Origin of the sequence: Azospirillum sp. B2RO_4 (assembly GCF_051124815.1) — a bacterium.
Taxonomy (GTDB): Bacteria; Pseudomonadota; Alphaproteobacteria; order Azospirillales; family Azospirillaceae; genus Azospirillum.
The window spans coordinates 986,215-1,006,088 of record NZ_CP118485.1 but is presented as its reverse complement, the minus strand read 5'-3'; the positions used below and the strand labels follow the sequence as shown (position 1 = coordinate 1,006,088).

The following is a 19,874-nucleotide window of genomic DNA, read 5'->3' as shown; positions in this document are numbered from 1 at the left end:
TCATCCGGGCAGATCCCTATAACGCGAATAGATTTTCCCAAAAGGTGACGCATCCCGGCCCGGATTTCCGCTTGCTACCACCGCCGGCCTGTGCATACTGCGCCGCTTCATAACTCCTTGCCGGCGGTTCGCCGTCGGCTAGGCCCGGGCAGCTGATCCGATCCATGAGGGATGGGGCGCAGCGCCGGACCATGAACAGCCATGGGGAGTGCAATGGCACTTTACGAGTGCGTGCTGATCGCGCGCCAGGACATTTCGGCCGCCCAGGCCGAGCAGCTCTCTGAGCAGTTCGCCCAGATCGTTCGCGACAACGGCGGCACGATCGCCAAGAGCGAATACTGGGGTCTGAAGACCCTCACCTACAAGATCAAGAAGAACCGCAAGGGTCACTACACCCTCTTCAACATCGACGCGCCGGCCGCCGCCGTCGCCGAGATGGAGCGGAACATGAGCATCAGCGAAGACGTGCTGCGCTTCATGACCGTGCGTGTCGACGCCCTCGACGCCAACCCGTCGGCGATGATGCAGAGCCGCAACGAGCGTGGTGAGCGCGGCGATCGTGGCGACCGTGGTCCGCGTCGCTTCGACGACCGTGGCCCGCGTCCGCCGCGCCGCCAGGAAAACGTTGCCGCCGCCGAAGGGGAGACCGCGTAAATGTCCGACAAGCAGACCACGGGCGCTCCGGCCCGCACCGGCGGCGCGCGCCGCCCGTTCTTCCGTCGCCGCAAGACCTGCCCGTTCTCGGGCGCGAATGCTCCGGCGATCGACTACAAGGACGTCAAGCTGCTGTCCCGCTTCATCTCCGAGCGCGGGAAGATCGTCCCGAGCCGCATCACCGCGGTCTCGACGAAGAAGCAGCGTGAACTGGCCCGCGCCATCAAGCGCGCCCGTTTCCTGGCCCTTCTCCCCTACGTGGTGAAGTAAGCCCGGCTACGGCCGAACTGTTTCGGTGAAGGTTTTCAAGGGGTTTCCATGGCCTTGGGTCCGGCCTTGCCGCTGGTGGTCGCCGTCGGCGGCGGTCTGGCAAGCGCGTTCTTCTACCTGTCGGTCACGTTCGGCGGGATGGGTGCGCTGATCCTTGGCTATCTGGCCCCCCTGCCGCTGTTCCTGACGGGGCTGTGGCTGGGGGCGCCGGCGGTGATGCTGGCCGGTCTGGCCGGCGCCGCCGCGGTGATGCTGGGCACCTCCGGCAGCATGCTGGTGGCGCTGTCCTACTTGGTGACCGGGGCCGCCCCGGCGATCCTGGTGGTGCGGCAGTCGCTGCTGGCGCGTGCGCGGGAGGATGGAACCCTGGAGTGGTATCCGCCCGGCCGGGTCCTGATGGGCCTGACCGGGATGGGCGTGGCGGCGCTGCTGGCCGCGGTGATCCTGACGCTCGACCAGCCCGGTGGGTTGGAAGGGCTGATGCGGCAGACCCTGGCCCGAGTCGTCGAGCCGGCGTTCCGCTCGCAGGGCCAGCCGGCTCCGGATCCCGCGGAATTCTGGGTGGCGGCCGTCCTGCCGGGGCTGGTTGCGGTCTCATGGCTTGTCATGACGATCGTCAACGCGGTGCTGGCGCAGGGGGCGCTGATGCGGTTCGGCCGCAACCGGCGCCCTGCCATGCGTCTGGCCGAGCTGGAATTGCCGTCTTGGCTGGCGCCGCTGTTCGCGGTGGCGGTCGCGGCGGCTTCGGCCGTACCGGGAACCGTCGGGTTCCTGGCGGTCAATCTGGCTCTGATCCTGGCTGTACCCTTCGCCTTTGCCGGGCTTTCGGTGGTCCATGTATTCGCCAGCAGCAAATCGGCGCGCACGCTGATCCTGGTTGGCTTCTACATGATGCTGTTTCTCTTCGGGTGGCCGATCCTGCTTTTGGTCGGCCTGGGCATGATCGAGCAATGGATCGGGCTGCGCCGCCGGTTTTCCCCCGCGGCCCCCGGTCAGGAGGACGAGTGATGGAAGTTATTCTGCTGGAGCGGGTCGAGAAGCTCGGCCAGATGGGCCAGGTCGTCAATGTGCGTCCCGGCTTCGCCCGCAACTATCTGCTGCCGCAGAAGAAGGCCATGCGCGCCACCAAGGCGAACCTGGCGGTCTTCGAGAAGCAGAAGGCCCACCTTGAGGCCGTGAACCTGGAGCGCCGCAAGGACGCCGAGCAGGTCGCGACCAAGATGGACAACGTGACGGTCGTCGTGATCCGTCAGGCCGCCGAGACCGGCGTCCTGTACGGTTCCGTGACCACCCGCGACGTCTCCGACGCGCTGACCGCCGCCGGCTACAAGACCGACCGCAAGCAGGTCCAGATCGACACCCCGATCAAGACCCTGGGTCTGTTCAAGCTGCGCGTCGTGCTGCACCCGGAAGTGTCGATCACGGTCACGGTCAACGTCGCCCGTTCGGCCGAAGAGGCCGAGCTGCAGGCCCAGCGTGGTGGCATGATCACCGCCGCCGACCTGCGCGACGAGGAAGACGAGGAAGAGACCTACGTCGAAGAGACCGCGACCGAGGAAGAGGAGGGCTGATCGCCCTCCCGCCGCGGAAAATTCGAAGACGTCTTCGGGATTTTTGCGGCACGTCGTACCGCTCGTCCGGAAGCCGCCCGCCCCACCCGGGGCCGGGCGGTTTTCCGCTTTCCGGGCTGGCAATCGTGATGGCAGGCACGACTGTGTGCATACGTCCGCAATACCCAATTGGGTAACAGTTCTGACCGATTGACGAATTGTCGCACCCCTTCCTGCGGGCCATGCTTGGAACGGCACCGCGGAAGGAGTTCGGCATGCTGCTGGTTCGTCTGCTTGCCGCCGCCAAAGGCGACGGAACGCTCAACCTTATTACGGCCGATGGGAAGCACCATCGGATCGGATCCGGGTCACCAAACCTGACCCTTCGCCTTCACGACCGCGCCGTGGAGCGCGACCTGCTCATCAATCCGCGCCTTCGGTTCGGCGAAGCCTATATGAACGGCCGCTTTTCCATCGAAGGCGGCGGCATCTACGAGCTGCTGTCGATGCTGATGAGCGGCGCCGAGGTGCAGGGCGCCCTCGGCACCGCTTTGGAAACTCTGTCGCCGCTGCTGCGACGGGTGCAGCAACACAACCCGATGCGGCGCTCCCGCCAGAATGTCGAGCATCATTACAACCTGTCACGCCAGTTCTACCAACTGTTCCTCGACCGGGACATGCAGTATTCCTGCGCCTACTTCGCGGAGCCGGGCCTGTCGCTGGACGAGGCGCAGGAGGCCAAGAAGCGGCACATCGCGGCCAAGCTGCTGATCGTGCCCGGCATGCGGGTCCTCGACATCGGCTGCGGCTGGGGCGGCATGGCGCTCAATCTGGCGCGGCACACCGGAGCGCGGGTGACCGGCATCACCCTGTCGTCCGAACAGCTCGCCGTGGCCCGCCAGCGGGCGGAAGAGGCGGGACTGTCCGACCGGGTTGCCTTCGAATTGTGCGACTATCGCGAATTCGCCGCCGCCCATCGCGGAGCCTTCGACCGCATCGTCTCGGTCGGCATGTTCGAGCATGTCGGCGTGCCGCATTACCGCAACTACTTCAATGCGGTGCGCGACATGCTGAACGACGAGGGCGTGGCGCTGATCCATTCCATCGGCCGGCTGGACGGGCCGGCAAGCACCAATCCCTGGATCCGCAAATACATCTTCCCCGGCGGATATTCCCCGGCCCTGTCGGAAGTGCTGCCGGTCATCGAGCGATCGGGCCTGCTGGCCACCGACCTTGAGGTCCTGCGCCTGCATTACGCCGAGACGCTGCGCCACTGGCGCGCCCGCTTCACCGCCCATTGGGAAGAGGCGAAGGCGCTGTATGACGAGCGATTCTGCCGGATGTGGGAGTTCTATCTGGCCGGCGCCGAACTGGCCTTCCGCCTGCAGGGCCATATGGTGTTCCAGGTGCAGGTCGCGCGCTCGCTGGGCGCGGTGCCGCTGTCCCGCGATTACATGCTGAATGCGGAACGGGACCTTGCCGCCACGTCACGTGGCCAATCGGCGGAACTGAGGCCCTCGCGCACACCGGAGTCGGCGGCCTGACTATTCCAGAGGCCGGATTTGAGACATCTGCGGCGCAATCCGCCGCGTCGGGCGTTCAATCCGGCCAACCGGTAATACCAATTGACCATCATGGCCGGCCGCGGGGCTGCGTTGCAAGCGGAATCATGCGACATCGACGCCTGAGCCACCGCCGCGCCTTCCTTTCCGTCACGGGGCGATGCTATATAACCGCGATTGATTTCCGCCCGGGGTACCGGGGAGCCACCCATGCGGCATGCTCCCCGGCAACAAGCGCCCGCTGGACGACGCGCCCGGCTCCCAAGGAATGACAACGCCCTTACCCGTTCGGGGAGATCTCGCACCCATGACCAAGATCAAGGTAGCCAATCCGGTCGTCGAACTCGACGGCGACGAGATGACACGCATCATCTGGCAGTTCATCAAAGACAAGCTGATCCTGCCCTACCTCGACATCGACCTGAAGTACTACGACCTCGGCATCGAGAACCGCGACAAGACCGACGACAAGGTCACCGTCGAGTCCGCGAACGCCATCAAGCAGTATGGCGTCGGCGTGAAGTGCGCGACCATCACCCCGGACGAAGCTCGGGTGAAGGAGTTCAACCTCAAGAAGATGTGGAAGTCGCCGAACGGCACGATCCGCAACATCCTGGGCGGCACCGTCTTCCGCGAGCCGATCGTCTGCTCCAACGTTCCGCGCTACGTCCCGGGCTGGACCAAGCCGATCATCATCGGCCGTCATGCCTTCGGCGACCAGTACAAGGCCACCGACTTCGTCGTCCCCGGTCCGGGCAAGATGACGATCAAGTGGGAAGCGGCCGACGGCAGCCAGCAGATCGAGCATGAGGTGTTCGACTACCCGAGCGCCGGCGTGGCGATGGGCATGTACAACCTCGACGACTCGATCGAGGGTTTCGCCCACTCCAGCTTCATGTACGGCCTGGAGCGCGGCTACTCGGTCTATCTGTCGACCAAGAACACGATCCTGAAGGCCTATGACGGCCGCTTCAAGGACATCTTCCAGAAGGTCTTCGACGAGACCTACGCCGACCAGTTCAAGGCCAAGGGGCTGGTCTACGAGCACCGCCTGATCGACGACATGGTCGCTTCGGCCCTGAAGTGGGAAGGCGGCTTCGTCTGGGCCTGCAAGAACTACGACGGCGACGTCGAGTCGGACGTCGTGGCGCAGGGCTTCGGCTCGCTGGGCCTGATGACCTCGGTCCTGGTCACGCCGGATGGCAAGACCGTCGAGGCCGAGGCCGCCCACGGCACGGTGACCCGCCACTACCGCGAGCACCAGAAGGGCAAGGAAACCTCGACCAACCCGATCGCCTCGATCTATGCCTGGACTCAGGGTCTGGCCTATCGCGGCAAGTTCGACAACACCCCGGACGTGATCAAGTTCGCACAGACGCTGGAGCGCGTCTGCGTCGAGACCGTCGAATCCGGCTTCATGACCAAGGATCTCGCCATCCTGATCGGCCCGCAGCAGCCGTGGCTGACCACCAAGCAGTTCCTGGACAAGCTGTCGGACAACCTGGAAAAGAAGATGGCCGCCTGGTCGTAAGGCCGGCACCGTCTTATCCAGTGCTTGTTTCATAGGGTGCGACGCCGCGTCCGGGTCAAACCGGACCGTGGCTCAGCTAGGGTTCCGGCGGGGAGTTTCGGCTCCCCGCTTTTTTCTTGCGCGATTCGTGAAAGGACCGAACCCGATGCCCAACAATCTGTTCCGTGTTGCCGTCGTGGGCGCCGGCGAGACCGGAACGCCGCTGCTGCGCAAGCTGCTGGCTGCCCCCTTCGTCGAGCTGCTGGGTGTGGCGGACCTCGATCCGGAGGCGCCGGGCATGACGCTTGCCAACCATCGCGACGTGAAGACCACCACCAATTTCCACGAGCTGGCGCAGTTGGGCGAGCAGTTGGATGTGCTGATCGACGTCACCGGCGTTCCGGCCGTGCGCGATGGGCTGCGCAAGGCGATGCAGGAGACCGGCAATCACCATACGGTGATCGTCCACGAGATGGTCGTGCAACTGATGCTGTCGCTGCTGAACGGCGAACTGGTCAAGCTGAAGCACGACACCCAGGACTATTGAGACGGATCATCGCGGCGGAGGCGGGATTTGCAGCCTCCGCAAATTGCCTCATGATGGGCTGAGGACGCCCGATGCGGCGTCCGCCCATGTCAGGAGCGGCCATCGATGGAACTCGGCATTCTGGTCATCGCGGCGTTCGTGCTGGTCGTCATCCTGGCGATCACCAGCGTCCGCATCGTCCCCCAGGGCTTCAACTTCATCGTCGAGCGGCTGGGCCGCTATCAGGAAACACTGCATCCGGGCTTCAACGTCATTTTCCCGGTCATCAGCTCGGTGCGGGCCAAGGTGGACATGCGCGAAACGGTGGTGGACGTGCCGTCGCAGAGCGTCATCACCAAGGACAATGCCGCAGTGACCGCCGACGGCGTCCTGTATTTCCAGGTGCTGGATCCGATGAAGGCGACCTATGAGGTCAACGACCTGCAGCGGGCGATCCAGACGCTGGCGATGACCACCACCCGCACCGTGATGGGCTCCATGGACCTGGACGAACTGCTGAGCCAGCGCGAGGCGATCAACGCCAGCCTGCTGCGCGCGGTGGACGAGGCCACGGCTTCCTGGGGCGTGCGGGTGACCCGCATCGAGTTGCGCGACATCACCCCGCCCGACGACATCGTCCAGGCGATGGGCCGGCAGTTGAAAGCCGAGCGCCTGCGCCGTGCCCAAATCCTGGAGGCCGACGCCGAGAAGGAGAGCCAGATCCGCATCGCCCAGGGCAAGCTGGAAGCCGCCAAGCTGGAGGCCGAAGCACGCGAACGTCTGGCGGAGGCGGAGGCCAAGGCCACCCGGCTGGTTTCGGAAGCCGTGGCGCAGGGGTCGAACCAGGCGTTGGGCTATTTCCTCGGCCAGAAATACATGGAAGCTTTGAAGGCTTTTGCCGCCTCCCCCAACCAGAAGACCATGATCCTGCCGGTGGAACTGGCTGGCGTTGCCGGTGCGCTGGCGGGCTTGGGCGATCTGGTTCGTGACGTCACCCCGCCCCGGCCGGCTGCCCCGCCCTCTTCACCCAGTCCCCGCAATCCCTGGTCCGTGCCGCCCACCACGACCGGGCCGGATGGGGAGTGAGGGAATGTCGCCGCTGTTGTGGGGAGCGTTGGGTGCCGTGCTGATCGCGGCGGAACTGGTCATCCCCGGTATCTTCCTGGTCTGGTTCGGCGGAGCCGCGCTGCTGACCGGGCTGATGACGGCGCTGTGGCACGATTGGGGGCTGGTCAACGAGGCCGGCTTCTTCACCATCGCCGCCGGTGCGGCGATTGGCGTGGCCATCGTCCTTTCACGCCGCCGCAACGCATCGGCGGAAGGCAATGCCGACCGCATCAACGACCGCGCCGGCCAACTCGTCGGACGGTCGGTGACGCTGAGCGAGCCGATCGTCAACGGACATGGACGGGTGTTCGTCGGCGATACGCTGTGGTCGGTCGAGGGGCCAGACCGGCCGGCCGGCGCGGCGATGCTGGTCGCCGGACACAAGGGGATGGTGCTGGTGCTGCGCGATGCGGCGGAGGGGCGGTAAGGCCTTTGCCGGCGCCGCCGATCTCAGAATTCCGGCAACAAAAAAGCCCGCCTCTCCACTGAGAGCGGGCTTTTTTGAATGGCTTGTCGACCGGTCAGGCGGCGCCGACGTTGCGGTCTTCCTCGCGCTTCTTGCCGCCCGAAGCCGGCTGATAGGCCATTGCGGCGTGTTCCGCGCAATAGGGCATGCCCGGCAAGGCGTTCTTGCCGCAGAAATGGAAATCCTGGTGCTTGGGGTCGCCGACCGGCCATTTGCACATCCGCTCCGTCAGAGCAAGGATGGTGGCGCCGCGCGTCGGCTTCTTCTTGATGGGCGACGGCCGGCCCGACAAACCCAGGCGATGGGCCTTGCCGATGACCGCGTTGCGGGTGATGTCTCCCAGAATGTCGGCGATCTCGCTCGCGCTCAACCCCTGGGACCAGAGATCCTTGAGCTGTTGAATCCGCTCGTCCGTCCAACTCATCCCCGAGTACTCCCGATCCGGTGTCCGGTTATGTTGTGGCAAACAGGTCACGGTCTAGTGCCGTTTTCCATAAGCCGCAACATTTTGTGCCAGCCGGTGAGGAAGCTACCAGATGACGGCCGCGGACGATAGGGGGGCGCGGCAACATTCCTGTTGATAAGTCCGTGGGCAGACTCATGAATTCAGCGCGCCATAGACCTCCTCGGCGACGCCGGACAGGGTATCCCGATCGGTTTCTCCGGCAACGGCCAGCGCCAACCCATTGTCCTGCCAATACAAAGCGCGGACACCGCCATCCTGGGCGAAGCGGAACGCTGAACCGGAGGTATTGGGAGAGGGACGGATATACAACGTGATGCGACGCCCGGCCGCATCCTCGTACATGTACATTGCAACAGGTCCAGCGGAATCGGCCAAAAGCCGCCCGCCGATCAGTTGGTACCCCCCTCGTGTGACTTTCGGGCAACGCATGTTCTTGCCCAACCGCTTGGACAGCCAGTTCACCAGATGGGCTTCCTCATCGACGCCGATCTCGACCGGATGGCGGACCTCGACGGAAAAGACGCGATGGGCGGCAACGGCGTCGGCGATGAAGGCGGCGGTCAGCGGCTCGGCCCGCCATCCGACGCGGTCGCGCAGCAGCCAGCCGCCGGCACCGCCGGCGACGAACATCAGGAGGGAAGCGGCGATCGCCGTACCCCACCATACCCCCCTGCCCCGGCGTTGCGGGACCGGAGCGGCATGGTCGCGCGCGGTGAAGGGCGGGGTCAGGCGGTCGGGCAGCGGCTGGTCGATCAGCGGCCCGAAGCTCTGGCCCAGCAACGATCGTTGGGCACGGTAGCGGTCGAAGCGCTGGGCGAGTTCGGGATTGTCGGCGAGGTGGCGCTCGACGTCGGCCAGCCGTTCCTCCGGCAACTCGCCGTCCAGCCAGGCATGAAGCTCGGCCTCGGTCACGGGATTGCGGGTGCCGCTCATCACTTGATCCTCCTGACGACCTGCTGGGTTCCACCGTCCAGCAGGACCCTCAATTTCTCGCGCGCCCGGGCCAGCCGCGACATCACCGTCCCGATCGGCAGTTCCAGAACCTCCGCCACCTCGCGGTAGGACAGCCCCTCCATCCCCGTCAGCAGCAGGATGGTGCGGTGTTCGTCGGTCAGCTGGGCGAAGGCGCGGACGAAGTCGCGCACCGCCCCGCGGTCGGCCGGCGGAGCACTGAGCGCCAGATCGTCGGCCAGATCCTCCACCGGCACCTCCGCGCCGCGCCGGCGCCGGCCGCGCTGGCCGGAGATGTGCAGGTTGTGCAGGATCGTCATCAGCCAGCCGCCGAGCTTCGATGGGTCGCGCAAGGCATGGCGGTTGGCCAGCGCCTTCTCCACGCAATCCTGAACGAGGTCGTCGGCGTCGGACCAGTTGCCCACCAGGGCGGTCGCATAGCGCCGGAGCCGCGGCACATGGGCGGCGATGGCGCGGTCGTCGATGTCTGGCGGGGGAGTCATGTCGGGTCCGGGCAGGGCGTCGTCACCTGTCATGACGCCCTGCCCCGCCGCTTTATTCCCGCCGCGGCCATGGGATCACAGGCCCGGCGAGGAAAAGCCGGCCTTGCCGTCGAAATTGCAGAGGTTTTCGGTCTGGGTGAAGTCGATCCCGGCCGCCGCCAGCCGGCCGAGCAGATCGACGATGGCACCATGCTGCACCGGGCCATGCTGCGTCAGGAAGCGGCAACGCCAATGATCGGTGCAGAAGACGTCGGCGTTGCCGTCGGGCCAGACCCGCTGGGAGCGGTTGGAAATGCTGGAGAGTTTCAGTGCGTCGGTCGACAGCGGCAGCACCAGCTCCGCCAGATCGTCGGGCAACCCGCCGGACCATTGCAGGAAGACGTCGACCCCGACCAGTTCCTTCAGCGCCCGCACGCGCGGGGCCAGCCGGTTGATGCCGTCATAGGCCGGCCGCGCGGTCGAATAGCCGACCGGGGGCATGGTGACCGGGGTCTGGCCCAAACGCTCCACCACCGCTTCGGCGAAGGCGGCGGTGCCGGCGCGCACGCGGCCCAGCCCGCGGGCATAGATGTCGGCGGTGTGGATGCCGTCCTCGATGGTCTTCAGCCACGCATTGTGGATGCGCGCGGCGATGTCGCCCTGGCCGATATGGACCAGCATCATCACCGCGGCCATCAGCAGGCCGGACGGGTTGGCGATGCCCTGCCCGGCGATCATCGGGGCGGAGCCGTGGATCGCCTCGAACATGGCGCAGGTCTCGCCGATGTTGGCGGAACCGGCCAGCCCGACCGAGCCGGTCAGCTGGGCGGCGATGTCGGAAACGATGTCGCCGTAGAGGTTCAGGGTGACGATGACGTCGAAGCGCTCCGGCTGGTCGGCCAGACGGGCGGCGCCGATGTCGACGATCATGTGATCGGCCTTGATCTCCGGATAATCGGCCGCGATCTCGTAGAAGATTTTCAGGAACAGCCCGTCCGTCATCTTCATGACGTTGTCCTTGACGAAGGCCGTCACCTTTTGCCGGTGGTTGGAGCGGGCGAAGTCGAAGGCGTAGCGGACGATTCGCTCCGACCCCGGCCGCGAGATCAGCTTGACCGACTGGATCACGTCGTCGGTCTGGCGATGCTCGATGCCGGCGTAAAGGTCTTCCTCGTTCTCGCGGATGATGACCACGTCCATGCGCGGATGCCGGGTCCGCACATAGGGATGGTAGGAGACGCAGGGGCGGACGTTGGCGAACAGGCCCAGCGTTGTGCGGGCGACCACGTTCAGCGACTTGTTGCCGTATCCCTGGGGCATGGTGATCGGCCCCTTCAGGAAGACCCGCGTGCGGCGGATCGACCCCCAACCGGCGGCGTCCAGCCCGCCGGGATGTCCCCGCTTGTAGACGGCCTCGCCGGCCGGAACCTCTTCCACCTTCAGCCGCGCGCCGGCCGCGTTCATCACATAGAGCACCGCGTCCGTAATCTCTGGGCCGATGCCGTCGCCGCGTGCGACCGTGACGGGGGTGATATCGCGCATGCACTCACTCCAAGGGGACGCGCGACCGTAGACGCAAACAGGGGCCTTTTTCAATGGTTGGAGGCAGCGACGGATCGCAGCAACCGGCGGAGCGCACTCCCCTTCCCCCGGCTTGGCGGATGGAGGGGAGTGCGCCACCGGTCAGTGGTGGGCCCCGGCGACGCCGCCGCGGCCGTCGGGCACGCCGATGCTGACATTCTGCATCATGCCCTGGTCCTCATGGTCGAGGATGTGGCAGTGCAGCACATACTCGCCGATGAAGCGCTCGTAGCGGGTGCGGACGGTCACCTTGTAGACGTCCTTCGGCGGTTCGGTGGAGGTCAGCGCGCGGTTGTTCTCGCTCTTCACCCAGATGGTGTCCTTCCACACGCCCTTCATACCGGCATAGTCGGGATCGCCCGAGCCGGGTTCGCTGACGTCGCGGCCGTCGGGTCCGATGACCGAGATGATCTCGAACGGGTTGACGTGGATGTGGAAGGGATGGCTGACGAAGTAGGAGGCCAGTTCCCACTGCTGGGCGGTGCCCAGGACCACCGGCCGGTTGACGACGTTCGGCCGATAGGCGGCGGCCCCCTTCGGACCATAGGTGCCGTCGGGATTCTCCACGACCTGGAAGCTGTCGGCGACCTGGAACAGCGGGTTGGTGCGCTTGCCCCCCTGCGGCGGCAGGTTGATGAAGAAGGTCAGTTCCTGCTTGGGCTGGTGCATCACCTCATGCTCGGTGATCGGCCGATGGGCGGTGAACTTGGCAAAGCGCGGGCAATAGGGGGTGTCGACCATCGTCTTCCCGAAGCAGCGGGCGGTCAGGCCGTCGATGACCTCCTTCGCGACCGACGGCGCGTATTTCGTCGCGTTGACCGTCAGCTGGCGGATGGTCTCCTTCACCGGGTCCTTGACCACGCGGTCGCCCTTCACGCGGACGAAACCGAGCACGCCGGTGGAGGTGGCGGTCTGGTCCGGGCTGGCGTTGGCCGCCGCCGGCTTGTTGATGACGCAGTAGATGCCGGGTTCGGGGAAGTTGACCAGCAGGTCGTCACGATAGCCCGGCTGCATCGGCACGCTGGTGCGCACCTGCCCTTCGGTCATGGTCAGGCCGTCGGAGGCCGCCAGGATGTAGGGGACCGGTTGGCCGGTGCAGCGTTCCTTGGCGAAGCGGTCCTGGTCGGCGGCCGACAGGGTCTTTTCGGCCTGGAAGAAGCCGGTGGGGTCCAGCTTGCGGAACTCCACCGTGATCGGGGAACGGACGCCGCCATGGATCAGGCGCCAACGCTCGGCCTGCCCGGTCTTCGCATTGGCGAAGATCGGACGCACGCGGCCGTTGACGGTGGTGAAGCGCCCGGACTGTTCCCAGGTGCCGGGAGCGAACTGGTCGTAGGAGACGATCTCGCCCACCTCGCCCGGCGCGCAGCTCCAGTCGATGGTCTTGCCATCGGCCTGGTATTTCAGCTTGCCGTCCTTGGTGCAGGCGTAGGGGATCTGCTCGAACAGCAGGACCCGATCGGTCATCGCCACGCCCTTGGGGCTCTTCAGCAGGGTGTCGAGGTCGCCGTTGGCGTCGGGGGTCGGCGGGCGGTCGCCGCGGATGATCAGCGCGCCGGCCATGCCGCTGCCGACCTGCAGCGCGGTCGAGCCGTGGCGGTGCGGGTGGTACCAGAAGGTGCCGGCCGGATGGTCGGCCGGGATGTTGTATTCATATTCGAAATTGACGCCGGGATTGATCGACACCAGCACATTGTCGCTGTTGCCGGTCGGGCTGACCCAGACGCCATGGCTGTGCAGGTTGGTGCCGTTGAAGCAGTGCGGCGTGTTGATGTCCGCCGCCGCCTGGTTGGCGCAGTTCGGATCGTCCGGCAGCTGGTTGTGCAGCTTGATGCGGACGGTGTCGCCCGGCGTCGCTTCGATGGTCGGCGCGACATAGGGATGGGCGGGATCGACGTTGGTGCCGCGGTAGCTGCGCAGCCGCACGGCATCGGGACGACCCTGGGCCGGGTTGCGGATATAGCCGTCGGTGAAGGAGACGAACAGGTCGTAATTGCGCGCCTGCCCGGTGTGCGGACGGGCGGTCGCCTGCGGCTGCCGCATCAGCAGCGAGCCGACGCGCTGCGATTCGGAATTGGTCAGGACCGGCGGATTGCCGAACGCCTCGCCGGCCGATTCCGCAGCGTCCTTCGCCGCCGCGGTTGCCGCCATGGCGGACGGTGCAGCACCCAGCGCAAGGGGCAGCAGCAGGCCGAACAAATATGCATGCCTCATGAAATGCTCCCTCTGAAAAGACTTATGGGAGCTGATATGATTCCTGATAATTGATCTTTTCAACGGCAATACACGTCATTTTATGTGGCCGGTCTGTCGGGGCGGGGTGGTGGACGGCAATGAATGGAACGTTTGAAACGCCGTGAACCGTTTTCCGGGCGGCGTTCCATCGTTGCATCCGCCTACCGGCGGCGGGTGAAGGCGCCCTGCCCGCCCTGCCGTTCCAGCGCCGAGCCGAGGTTGGGGAAGGCATCGTCGGGATTGCAGGTCCAGGGATAGACGCCCTTCGGCCCTTCGGATTCCGGCCGGGCGAGGATGGCGGCGATCTCCGCCGGGTTGGGCGGCGTGCGTTCGCGCAGCGCGCCGGGGACGGCATCGTCGTCGAACGGCCCGACCGCGTCGGCAAGGTCGGCGGGAGCGGCCGGGGGTGCCGGCTGCGGATCGGCGGGCGGGAGGTCCGGAGATTTGCCGGAGGGAGCGGCGGCGGTGGCGCTCTCCCTGCGGTCCATGCCCGGCTGGGAGTCGAAATCCTTGAACAGGCCGAGCCGCTCGGCCAGCCAGCGCACGGTGGAGGGATCGCCGGAGGAGACCAGCCGCTCGACCTGCTCCGTCACCAGGGCGCGCAGCGAGGCGAGCCGCAGATCCGATTCGCGGTTCAGCGCCTGCCTCTCCCACCAGACGCGATGGCGGAACGCCTGCGACCCGTAATAGGCCCGCCACAGCGTGGTGCGGCTGCAGCCCATGGCACGGGCGACCTGCATGAAGGAGGCGCCGCGCGCCAGCATGCCGGCGGCCATGACCCACTGTTCCTCGTGGAAACGCGAACCGGGGACGAGCGAGCCTTCGGGCGGGACCGGCGGCTCCTCAGCCCAGATCGGGAAGCGGTCGGCGGGGTGGCTGGCGGGGGGCAGGCAGTCGGGCATGGGGCGTCTCCGGGATCGGGTGGGTGGACGCTCCTATTTCAGCGGGGAATGCGGGGATTTGGTAGGATAATTTTCATATTTTGCGGTGGCGAAGCATTCCAGCGGTCGAAGCGCGTGGTCTTTGGCCTGCGGCAGGGCCGCTCAGGGTAATCGCATATGGCAATTATGATCCTACACAAAGAAGCACGTCATTCCCGCGAAGGCGGGAATCCAGCCGTTTCAGTCGCTTTGCACGATAGTTTCCTGGATCCCCGCCTTCGCGGGGATGACGGAAGTCCTTTTATGGGATTCTGGATTCCATATGCGATTGCCCTGCAGGTCCGCTCGCGGGCTGTTGCCAGAAGTACGGCATTGCCGCATATTGGGACCGATGGATATCGAACTCGACACCGAGAAGGACGCCGTCAACCGGGCCAAGCACGGCTTTCCATTGGCTCTCGGGTTGATCGTCCTGGAGAACCGCGTCGGCGATGTCGCGGACCCACGGGAGTATGTGACGGAGTTCGGAACCGAATACCGCCGCCTTGCCTTCGGGATGATCGCCGGGCGGCTGTTCGTCTGCGTTTACACGATGCGCGGCGAGACCTACCGCCTGATTTCGGTGCGGAAGGCCAACAAGAGGGAGCAACGGACATGGCTACGGTGAAGGTCACCAAGGAAATGGCGGCATACGCGCTCCGGGGGATCGACTGGACGGCCGTGGACGCGACTACCGACGAAGAGATCGCGCGGCAGGTGGCCGGTAATCCTGACGCGGCACCGATCCTGTCCGACGCCGAACTGGAGCGGGCGACGTTCGGTGAGCGCGTGAAGGCGATCCGAGAGCGGCTGCGGTTGACCCAACCGGCCTTCGCCGAACGCTTCGGCTTCCCCACCGCCAGCCTGCGCGACTGGGAACAAGGCCGCCGCAAGCCGGACGCCGCGACCACGGCCTATCTGGCCGTGATCGAGCATGAACCGGAAGCGGTGATGCGGGCGCTGGGGAAGCCACGGGCAACGGATATCAATAACCCCAAATGATCAAGATAAAAATCTTGCAATCCCCCAAAATTAATTCGCAAAACTGCCTATTTCCAGTTAATATTCTTGGAATTTCTCGGCGGCTTTACTAGAAAAGATATATTTGCACATTTCCTCTTTTTAGTTTATACTCACTCCATAGCAGTATATTATTTTTATTTACTTCAACAGCCATCCCCAAGAGAATTGCAATTCTCCCAGCAACATCCCCAAATCCAGTTAATGGCATTATAGCTATTGAACCGGGGCTAGGTTCAGGTTTATCTTTTACATTAACCTCTTTGAGTGAGGTCTGAATTATTGCTGATTTGTATCCATTATTCAATAAAATTTTATTTATTGCGCTAGCATCTATTTCTCTGCCGCCACGGAAATACACCAAGACGCTGTACTTTCCATTTTCATTGAAAAGATCCTGTAAGTCTTTAAATTTTTTTGAATCCTCTGTACCAATAACGTTTGCATCAGGAACTTCTTTTAGTTTATCCAATAAATTTTGCTTATTATCTTTGAATTTATTTAATTCCATTACTATAGATTCATTGAGAGATTTTTGATTTTCCCCAAAATTTTGAAATTTTTGATTATTCTCAACCTGTATTTTATTTACATCCAATTGATTATTCATAAACTCTTGCAGAATCTTTACATTGTGACTCAAACTTGCTACCTGAACAGCACGATCCTGCTTCTCTTCATTTATAACATCTGTAGCTTTTTCAAGCTCAATTTCAATATAACCTGTTACAGCAAGATAAAGTTTATGTAAATCTAAAATATATGTAAAGCACACCAATCCAGACACAGCAAAAACAACTGGAACAAAAAAATTTTTACTTAATCGCGCCAGGGAAAAGGCAGATAACATACAGAAAATTCCAATTGAGATCATCAAAACTTGCTTGACTTCCGGATCTAACCCATTTGCAGCCATATCATCGCCCTCCAAAATCAACTTATCTAATCAGATAACACAACTTTTGCGAATTAAATAAGGTGTGTTATTCGTTGCATAATATATGTTAACGTGTTGTATGCAATTTTTAAATATCCTATTTCATTAACTCCCGCATAGCCCCGTCTAGCCCCTCCAGCGTCAGTGGGAACATTCGGCCTCCCATCAGGCGCTGGAGCAGGCGGGTGCTTTCCGTGTAGTCCCAGTATTGCGGCGGCGTCGGGTTCAGCCACACCGCCTTGGCGTAGACCGACAGCAGGCGCTGCATCCACACCTGACCGGCTTCCTCGTTCCAGTGCTCGACGCTGCCGCCGGGATAGACGATCTCGTAGGGGCTCATGGCGGCGTCGCCGACGAAGACCAGCTTGTAGTCGGCGGGATAGGTGTGCAGGACGTCCCAGGTGGACAGGCGCTCCGTATGGCGGCGGGCGTTGTCGCGCCAGACGCCCTCGTAGACGCAGTTGTGGAAGTAGAAGTGCTCCAGGTGCTTGAATTCGCTGCGCGCGGCGGAGAACAGCTCCTCCACCAGACGGATGTGGTCGTCCATCGAACCGCCGATGTCGAGGAACAGCAGCACCTTGATCGTGTTGTGACGCTCCGGCACCATCTTCAGGTCGAGCCAGCCGGCATTGTTCGCGGTGGCGCGGATGGTGCCGGGAAGGTCCAGTTCGCTGGCCGCCCCGCTGCGGGCGAATTTGCGCAGGCGGCGCAGGGCCACCTTGATGTTGCGGGTGCCGATCTCCACCCGGTCGTCCAGATTCTTGAACTCGCGGCGGTCCCACACCTTGACGGCGCGGCGGTGGCGGCTCTCCTTCTGGCCGATGCGCACGCCCTCCGGATTGTAGCCGTAGGCGCCGAAGGGCGAGGTGCCGGCGGTGCCGATCCATTTCGATCCGCCCTGGTGCCGGCCCTTCTGCTCGGCCAGTCGCTGGGCCAGCGTCTCCATCAGCTTGTCCCAACCGCCCAACGCCTGGACCTGCGCCTTCTCCTCGTCGGTCAGGAAGCGTTCGGCCAGCTTGCGCAGCCATTCCTCCGGCAGGTCGGCGACGGGGACCTCGTTGGCGGCGCCGGCTTCGTCGGTCAGGCCCTTGAAGGTGGCGCCGAAGACGCGGTCGAAGCGGTCGAGGTTGCGTTCGTCCTTAACCAAGCATGCACGACTGAGATAATAGAAGTCCTCGACGCGGAAGGACGCGGTGCCCTGCTTCATGGCCTCCATGAGCGTCAGGTACTCCGTCAGCGAGACGGGGACGCCGGCCTTGCGCAGATCGAAGAAGAAAGACGTGAACATGGGCGCGGTCCTTCGAATCGGGGACTCCCAAGGATGGGAGGCCCGGGGCGCAGGATAATGCAATGCCCCAGCCGAGAGAACAGCATGAGCCTGCCAAACGCTGCCCTGCCAAACGCCTCGCCGACCGGCGCTCCCCTCCTCGATTTCGCGCGGGCGCTGGATTTCGCCGCGCACAAGCACATCGACCAGCGCCGCAAAGGCGTGCGCGCCGAACCCTATGTCAACCACCTGTCGGAGGTGGCCCTGCTGGTCGCCCAGGCGACGGAGGGCAAGGACCCGGTCGTGGTGATCGCCGCGCTGCTGCACGACACGCTGGAGGACACCGACGCCAGCTATGAGGAGATCGAACAGCTGTTCGGCGCCGAGGTGGTGCAGGTCGTCGCCGAGACCACCGACGACAAGCGCATGTCGAAGGCCGAGCGCAAGCAGCACCAGATCGACGCCGCGCCCCATGCCTCGACGCGGGCGAAGCTGGTGAAGCTGGCCGACAAGGTGTCGAACCTGCGCTCCATGGCGCACAGCCCGCCCGCCGACTGGCCGCTGTCGCGCAAGGTCGAGTATTTCGAATGGGCCCATGCCGTCGTCGCCGGCCTGCGCGGCGTCGATGCCCGGCTGGAGGCTCTGTTCGACCGCGCCTATCATGACGGGCTGGCGGAGTTGCGCGGGCAGACGGCGTAATCCGCCGCGGATTGATTTCGCGCAATGCGGCTTCATCACGGAAGTCTTATGGAGAAGGGACGATGCAGACGCCACCCGTGCCGCTGACGGCCGAGGAAAGATGCCATGTCCCTTCCGCAAGAAGACACCACCCTCACCCGCCGCCCCGCCCAAGCGGCCAAGCCCGCCGCCTCGTCCCATGCCGAGCCGCATGAGGAACCGGGGCGCCACTGGTTCGTCAACCGGCCCAAGGTCTATGCCGCCGATGTGAAGGGCCGGTTCCGGCAGATCAAATGGGCGGCGCTGATCGTCCTGCTGGCGATCTACTACATCACGCCGTGGATCCGCTGGGAACGCGGGCCGGGCATTCCGGATCAGGCGGTGCTGATCGACATGGTCGGGCGCCGCGCGTACTTCCTGTGGATCGAGATCTGGCCGCAGGAGGTCTATTACCTGACCGGCCTGCTGATCCTCGGCGCTTTCGGCATCTTCTTCGCCACGACGCTGGCCGGGCGCATCTGGTGCGGCTATGCCTGCCCGCAGACGGTGTGGACCGACCTGTTCATGTGGGTGGAGCGCAAGATCGAAGGGCCGCGCACGACCCGCATCCGCCTGGACAAGGCGCCGATGAATGGCGAGAAGCTGGCCCGCAAGACCGCCAAGCATGCGGCGTGGGTCGGCATCTCGCTGCTGACCGGCGGGGCGTGGGTGTTCTATTTCAACGACGCGCCGACGCTGATGAGCGACCTGCTGCACGGCAACATCACCAGCGGCGTCGCCACGTTCATCGCGCTGTTCACCTTCACGACCTATTTCTTCGCCGGCTGGGCGCGCGAGCAGATCTGCATCTATGTCTGCCCGTGGCGCAGCTTCCAGTCGGCGATGGTGGACGAGGACACCTTCCTGGTCACCTATGAGGACTGGCGCGGCGAAGGCCGCGGGCCGATGCGCAAGTCGCAGAGCTGGGAGGAACGGCAGGCGGCGGGCCTTGGCGACTGCATCGACTGCAAGCAGTGCGTCCATGTCTGCCCGACCGGCACCGACATCCGCGAGGGGCAGCAGATCTCCTGCATCGGCTGCGGCCTGTGCGTCGATGCCTGCAACGACGTGATGCGGCAGATCGGCCGGCCGATCGACCTCGTGCGTTTCGACACCCAGTCGAACCAGATCGCCAAGATCGACGGCAAGCCGGAGCGGGTGAAGCTGGTCCGGCCGCGCACGGTGATCTACTCGCTGATCATGCTGGTGGTGGCCTGCGCCATGGGCATCGCGCTGATGCTGCGGCCGACGCTGGACGTCAGCGTGCTGCGCGACCGGGCGCCGCTGTTCGTGACGCTGTCCGACGGGTCGGTGCAGAACGCCTACACCATCAAGGTGCTGAACAAGACGCACATCGCCCGCAGCTATGTCGTGACCTTCGACGGGTTGCGCGACGCGCATCTGTCGGTGGTGGGCGACGAAGCAGCCGGCAGCGGCGGCAGCCTGACGCTGAAGGCGGCCGCGGACTCGGTGGCGACCTACCGGGTGTTCGTGAAGGTGCCGGCGGCGGCGGTGAAGTCGGGCTCGACCGACGTGTCGGTGGTCGCCAAGGAACAGGCGAGCGGCGAAGTCGGCAGGCACGCCAGCGTGTTCATGGCGCCCTGAGGGACGATTTCCGGGGCTTTTCCCCTCTCCCCCCCGGGGAGAGGGTCA

General features: G+C 64.2%; 21 protein-coding genes. 13 read left to right on the top strand and 8 right to left on the bottom strand.

Annotated elements, in window-relative coordinates:
* Window positions 1-213: 213 nt before the first annotated feature.
* The 9 genes from rpsF (at window position 214) to PWS46_RS04625 (ending at window position 7,606) form a co-directional block, all read left to right on the top strand.
* Entirely contained in the window at window positions 214-654 is a 441-nt protein-coding gene (gene rpsF / locus PWS46_RS04665; protein WP_085089177.1) for a 30S ribosomal protein S6, read from the top strand.
* Complete coding sequence (gene rpsR / locus PWS46_RS04660) at window positions 655-924, top strand: 30S ribosomal protein S18 (protein WP_012974291.1); 270 nt, start codon at window positions 655-657, stop codon at window positions 922-924. It begins immediately after the preceding gene.
* Between the two features lie 48 nt (window positions 925-972).
* Window positions 973-1,932, top strand: a complete 960-nt coding sequence (locus PWS46_RS04655) for a DUF2232 domain-containing protein (RefSeq protein WP_434618677.1) — start codon at window positions 973-975, stop codon at window positions 1,930-1,932.
* Window positions 1,932-2,495 carry a 50S ribosomal protein L9 gene (gene rplI / locus PWS46_RS04650; RefSeq protein ID WP_295827864.1) on the top strand — a complete coding sequence of 188 codons (564 nt, stop codon included), beginning with the start codon at window positions 1,932-1,934 and terminating at the stop codon, window positions 2,493-2,495. Before PWS46_RS04655 ends, rplI begins: the two co-directional genes overlap by 1 nt.
* 254 nt (window positions 2,496-2,749) lie before the next feature.
* Window positions 2,750-4,018 carry a class I SAM-dependent methyltransferase gene (locus tag PWS46_RS04645; protein WP_434618673.1) on the top strand — a complete coding sequence of 423 codons (1,269 nt, stop codon included), beginning with the start codon at window positions 2,750-2,752 and terminating at the stop codon, window positions 4,016-4,018.
* Window positions 4,019-4,343: 325 nt separating this feature from the next.
* Window positions 4,344-5,567 (top strand): NADP-dependent isocitrate dehydrogenase, encoded by a 1,224-nt coding sequence (locus tag PWS46_RS04640; RefSeq protein ID WP_085089173.1) that lies wholly within the window; start codon window positions 4,344-4,346, stop codon window positions 5,565-5,567.
* Window positions 5,568-5,712: 145 nt separating this feature from the next.
* Window positions 5,713-6,093, top strand: coding sequence for an oxidoreductase (locus PWS46_RS04635; protein ID WP_434618669.1), 381 nt, complete (start codon window positions 5,713-5,715; stop codon window positions 6,091-6,093).
* A 105-nt stretch (window positions 6,094-6,198) separates the two neighbouring features.
* Window positions 6,199-7,158, top strand: coding sequence for an SPFH domain-containing protein (locus PWS46_RS04630; protein ID WP_434618666.1), 960 nt, complete (start codon window positions 6,199-6,201; stop codon window positions 7,156-7,158).
* A gap of 4 nt (window positions 7,159-7,162) precedes the next feature.
* Complete coding sequence (locus PWS46_RS04625) at window positions 7,163-7,606, top strand: NfeD family protein (RefSeq protein WP_434618663.1); 444 nt, start codon at window positions 7,163-7,165, stop codon at window positions 7,604-7,606.
* A gap of 94 nt (window positions 7,607-7,700) precedes the next feature.
* Here PWS46_RS04625 and PWS46_RS04620 read toward each other — a convergent pair whose 3' ends face one another.
* The 6 genes from PWS46_RS04620 to PWS46_RS04595 all read right to left on the bottom strand — a co-directional run bounded on the left by PWS46_RS04620 (window position 7,701) and on the right by PWS46_RS04595 (window position 14,262).
* The gene (locus tag PWS46_RS04620) at window positions 7,701-8,069 is read right to left on the bottom strand and encodes a GcrA family cell cycle regulator (RefSeq protein ID WP_085089167.1); all 369 of its coding nucleotides are present in this window, start codon (window positions 8,067-8,069) and stop codon (window positions 7,701-7,703) included.
* Between the two features lie 174 nt (window positions 8,070-8,243).
* The gene (locus PWS46_RS04615; protein WP_434618659.1) at window positions 8,244-9,044 is read right to left on the bottom strand and encodes an anti-sigma factor family protein; all 801 of its coding nucleotides are present in this window, start codon (window positions 9,042-9,044) and stop codon (window positions 8,244-8,246) included.
* Window positions 9,044-9,565, bottom strand: a complete 522-nt coding sequence (locus PWS46_RS04610; RefSeq protein WP_434618656.1) for an RNA polymerase sigma factor — start codon at window positions 9,563-9,565, stop codon at window positions 9,044-9,046. The genes PWS46_RS04615 and PWS46_RS04610 overlap by 1 nt, the downstream gene beginning before the upstream one ends.
* A 75-nt stretch (window positions 9,566-9,640) precedes the next feature.
* Complete coding sequence (locus tag PWS46_RS04605) at window positions 9,641-11,086, bottom strand: NADP-dependent isocitrate dehydrogenase (RefSeq protein ID WP_434618653.1); 1,446 nt, start codon at window positions 11,084-11,086, stop codon at window positions 9,641-9,643.
* Window positions 11,087-11,227: 141 nt separating this feature from the next.
* On the bottom strand, window positions 11,228-13,339 hold the full coding sequence (locus tag PWS46_RS04600) for a multicopper oxidase family protein (RefSeq protein WP_434618650.1): 2,112 nt from the start codon (window positions 13,337-13,339) through the stop codon (window positions 11,228-11,230).
* A 182-nt stretch (window positions 13,340-13,521) separates the two neighbouring features.
* Complete coding sequence (locus PWS46_RS04595) at window positions 13,522-14,262, bottom strand: hypothetical protein (RefSeq protein ID WP_434618647.1); 741 nt, start codon at window positions 14,260-14,262, stop codon at window positions 13,522-13,524.
* 370 nt (window positions 14,263-14,632) lie between these two features.
* Between PWS46_RS04595 and PWS46_RS04590 the strand changes: the two genes are divergently transcribed.
* Both PWS46_RS04590 and PWS46_RS04585 read left to right on the top strand, forming a co-directional pair.
* Window positions 14,633-14,908: a BrnT family toxin gene (locus PWS46_RS04590; RefSeq protein ID WP_434618644.1), complete on the top strand. Its 276-nt coding sequence runs from the start codon at window positions 14,633-14,635 to the stop codon at window positions 14,906-14,908.
* The gene (locus PWS46_RS04585) at window positions 14,896-15,282 is read left to right on the top strand and encodes a helix-turn-helix domain-containing protein (RefSeq protein ID WP_434618641.1); all 387 of its coding nucleotides are present in this window, start codon (window positions 14,896-14,898) and stop codon (window positions 15,280-15,282) included. The genes PWS46_RS04590 and PWS46_RS04585 overlap by 13 nt, the downstream gene beginning before the upstream one ends.
* Before the next feature lie 88 nt (window positions 15,283-15,370).
* On the opposite strand, the gene PWS46_RS04580 is transcribed toward PWS46_RS04585, so the two are convergent.
* Window positions 15,371-16,216, bottom strand: coding sequence for a hypothetical protein (locus tag PWS46_RS04580; protein ID WP_434618638.1), 846 nt, complete (start codon window positions 16,214-16,216; stop codon window positions 15,371-15,373).
* Between the two features lie 118 nt (window positions 16,217-16,334).
* Entirely contained in the window at window positions 16,335-17,525 is a 1,191-nt protein-coding gene (locus tag PWS46_RS04575; RefSeq protein WP_434618635.1) for a vWA domain-containing protein, read from the bottom strand.
* Between the two features lie 84 nt (window positions 17,526-17,609).
* On the opposite strand from PWS46_RS04575, the gene PWS46_RS04570 reads away from it, so the two are divergent.
* Together PWS46_RS04570 and ccoG are read left to right on the top strand one after the other, a co-directional pair.
* Entirely contained in the window at window positions 17,610-18,203 is a 594-nt protein-coding gene (locus PWS46_RS04570) for an HD domain-containing protein (protein ID WP_434618632.1), read from the top strand.
* A gap of 105 nt (window positions 18,204-18,308) precedes the next feature.
* Complete coding sequence (gene ccoG / locus PWS46_RS04565) at window positions 18,309-19,826, top strand: cytochrome c oxidase accessory protein CcoG (RefSeq protein WP_434618630.1); 1,518 nt, start codon at window positions 18,309-18,311, stop codon at window positions 19,824-19,826.
* Window positions 19,827-19,874: the final 48 nt, after the last annotated feature.

Coding starts and splice junctions, on each gene's coding strand:
- rpsF (WP_085089177.1), top strand. CDS start 214: ATGGCACTTTACGAGTGCGTGCTGATCGCGCGCCAGGACATTTCGGCC.
- rpsR (WP_012974291.1), top strand. CDS start 655: ATGTCCGACAAGCAGACCACGGGCGCTCCGGCCCGCACCGGCGGCGCG.
- PWS46_RS04655 (WP_434618677.1), top strand. CDS start 973: ATGGCCTTGGGTCCGGCCTTGCCGCTGGTGGTCGCCGTCGGCGGCGGT.
- rplI (WP_295827864.1), top strand. CDS start 1,932: ATGGAAGTTATTCTGCTGGAGCGGGTCGAGAAGCTCGGCCAGATGGGC.
- PWS46_RS04645 (WP_434618673.1), top strand. CDS start 2,750: ATGCTGCTGGTTCGTCTGCTTGCCGCCGCCAAAGGCGACGGAACGCTC.
- PWS46_RS04640 (WP_085089173.1), top strand. CDS start 4,344: ATGACCAAGATCAAGGTAGCCAATCCGGTCGTCGAACTCGACGGCGAC.
- PWS46_RS04635 (WP_434618669.1), top strand. CDS start 5,713: ATGCCCAACAATCTGTTCCGTGTTGCCGTCGTGGGCGCCGGCGAGACC.
- PWS46_RS04630 (WP_434618666.1), top strand. CDS start 6,199: ATGGAACTCGGCATTCTGGTCATCGCGGCGTTCGTGCTGGTCGTCATC.
- PWS46_RS04625 (WP_434618663.1), top strand. CDS start 7,163: ATGTCGCCGCTGTTGTGGGGAGCGTTGGGTGCCGTGCTGATCGCGGCG.
- PWS46_RS04620 (WP_085089167.1), bottom strand. CDS start 8,069: ATGAGTTGGACGGACGAGCGGATTCAACAGCTCAAGGATCTCTGGTCC.
- PWS46_RS04615 (WP_434618659.1), bottom strand. CDS start 9,044: ATGAGCGGCACCCGCAATCCCGTGACCGAGGCCGAGCTTCATGCCTGG.
- PWS46_RS04610 (WP_434618656.1), bottom strand. CDS start 9,565: ATGACTCCCCCGCCAGACATCGACGACCGCGCCATCGCCGCCCATGTG.
- PWS46_RS04605 (WP_434618653.1), bottom strand. CDS start 11,086: ATGCGCGATATCACCCCCGTCACGGTCGCACGCGGCGACGGCATCGGC.
- PWS46_RS04600 (WP_434618650.1), bottom strand. CDS start 13,339: ATGAGGCATGCATATTTGTTCGGCCTGCTGCTGCCCCTTGCGCTGGGT.
- PWS46_RS04595 (WP_434618647.1), bottom strand. CDS start 14,262: ATGCCCGACTGCCTGCCCCCCGCCAGCCACCCCGCCGACCGCTTCCCG.
- PWS46_RS04590 (WP_434618644.1), top strand. CDS start 14,633: ATGGATATCGAACTCGACACCGAGAAGGACGCCGTCAACCGGGCCAAG.
- PWS46_RS04585 (WP_434618641.1), top strand. CDS start 14,896: ATGGCTACGGTGAAGGTCACCAAGGAAATGGCGGCATACGCGCTCCGG.
- PWS46_RS04580 (WP_434618638.1), bottom strand. CDS start 16,216: ATGGCTGCAAATGGGTTAGATCCGGAAGTCAAGCAAGTTTTGATGATC.
- PWS46_RS04575 (WP_434618635.1), bottom strand. CDS start 17,525: ATGTTCACGTCTTTCTTCTTCGATCTGCGCAAGGCCGGCGTCCCCGTC.
- PWS46_RS04570 (WP_434618632.1), top strand. CDS start 17,610: ATGAGCCTGCCAAACGCTGCCCTGCCAAACGCCTCGCCGACCGGCGCT.
- ccoG (WP_434618630.1), top strand. CDS start 18,309: ATGTCCCTTCCGCAAGAAGACACCACCCTCACCCGCCGCCCCGCCCAA.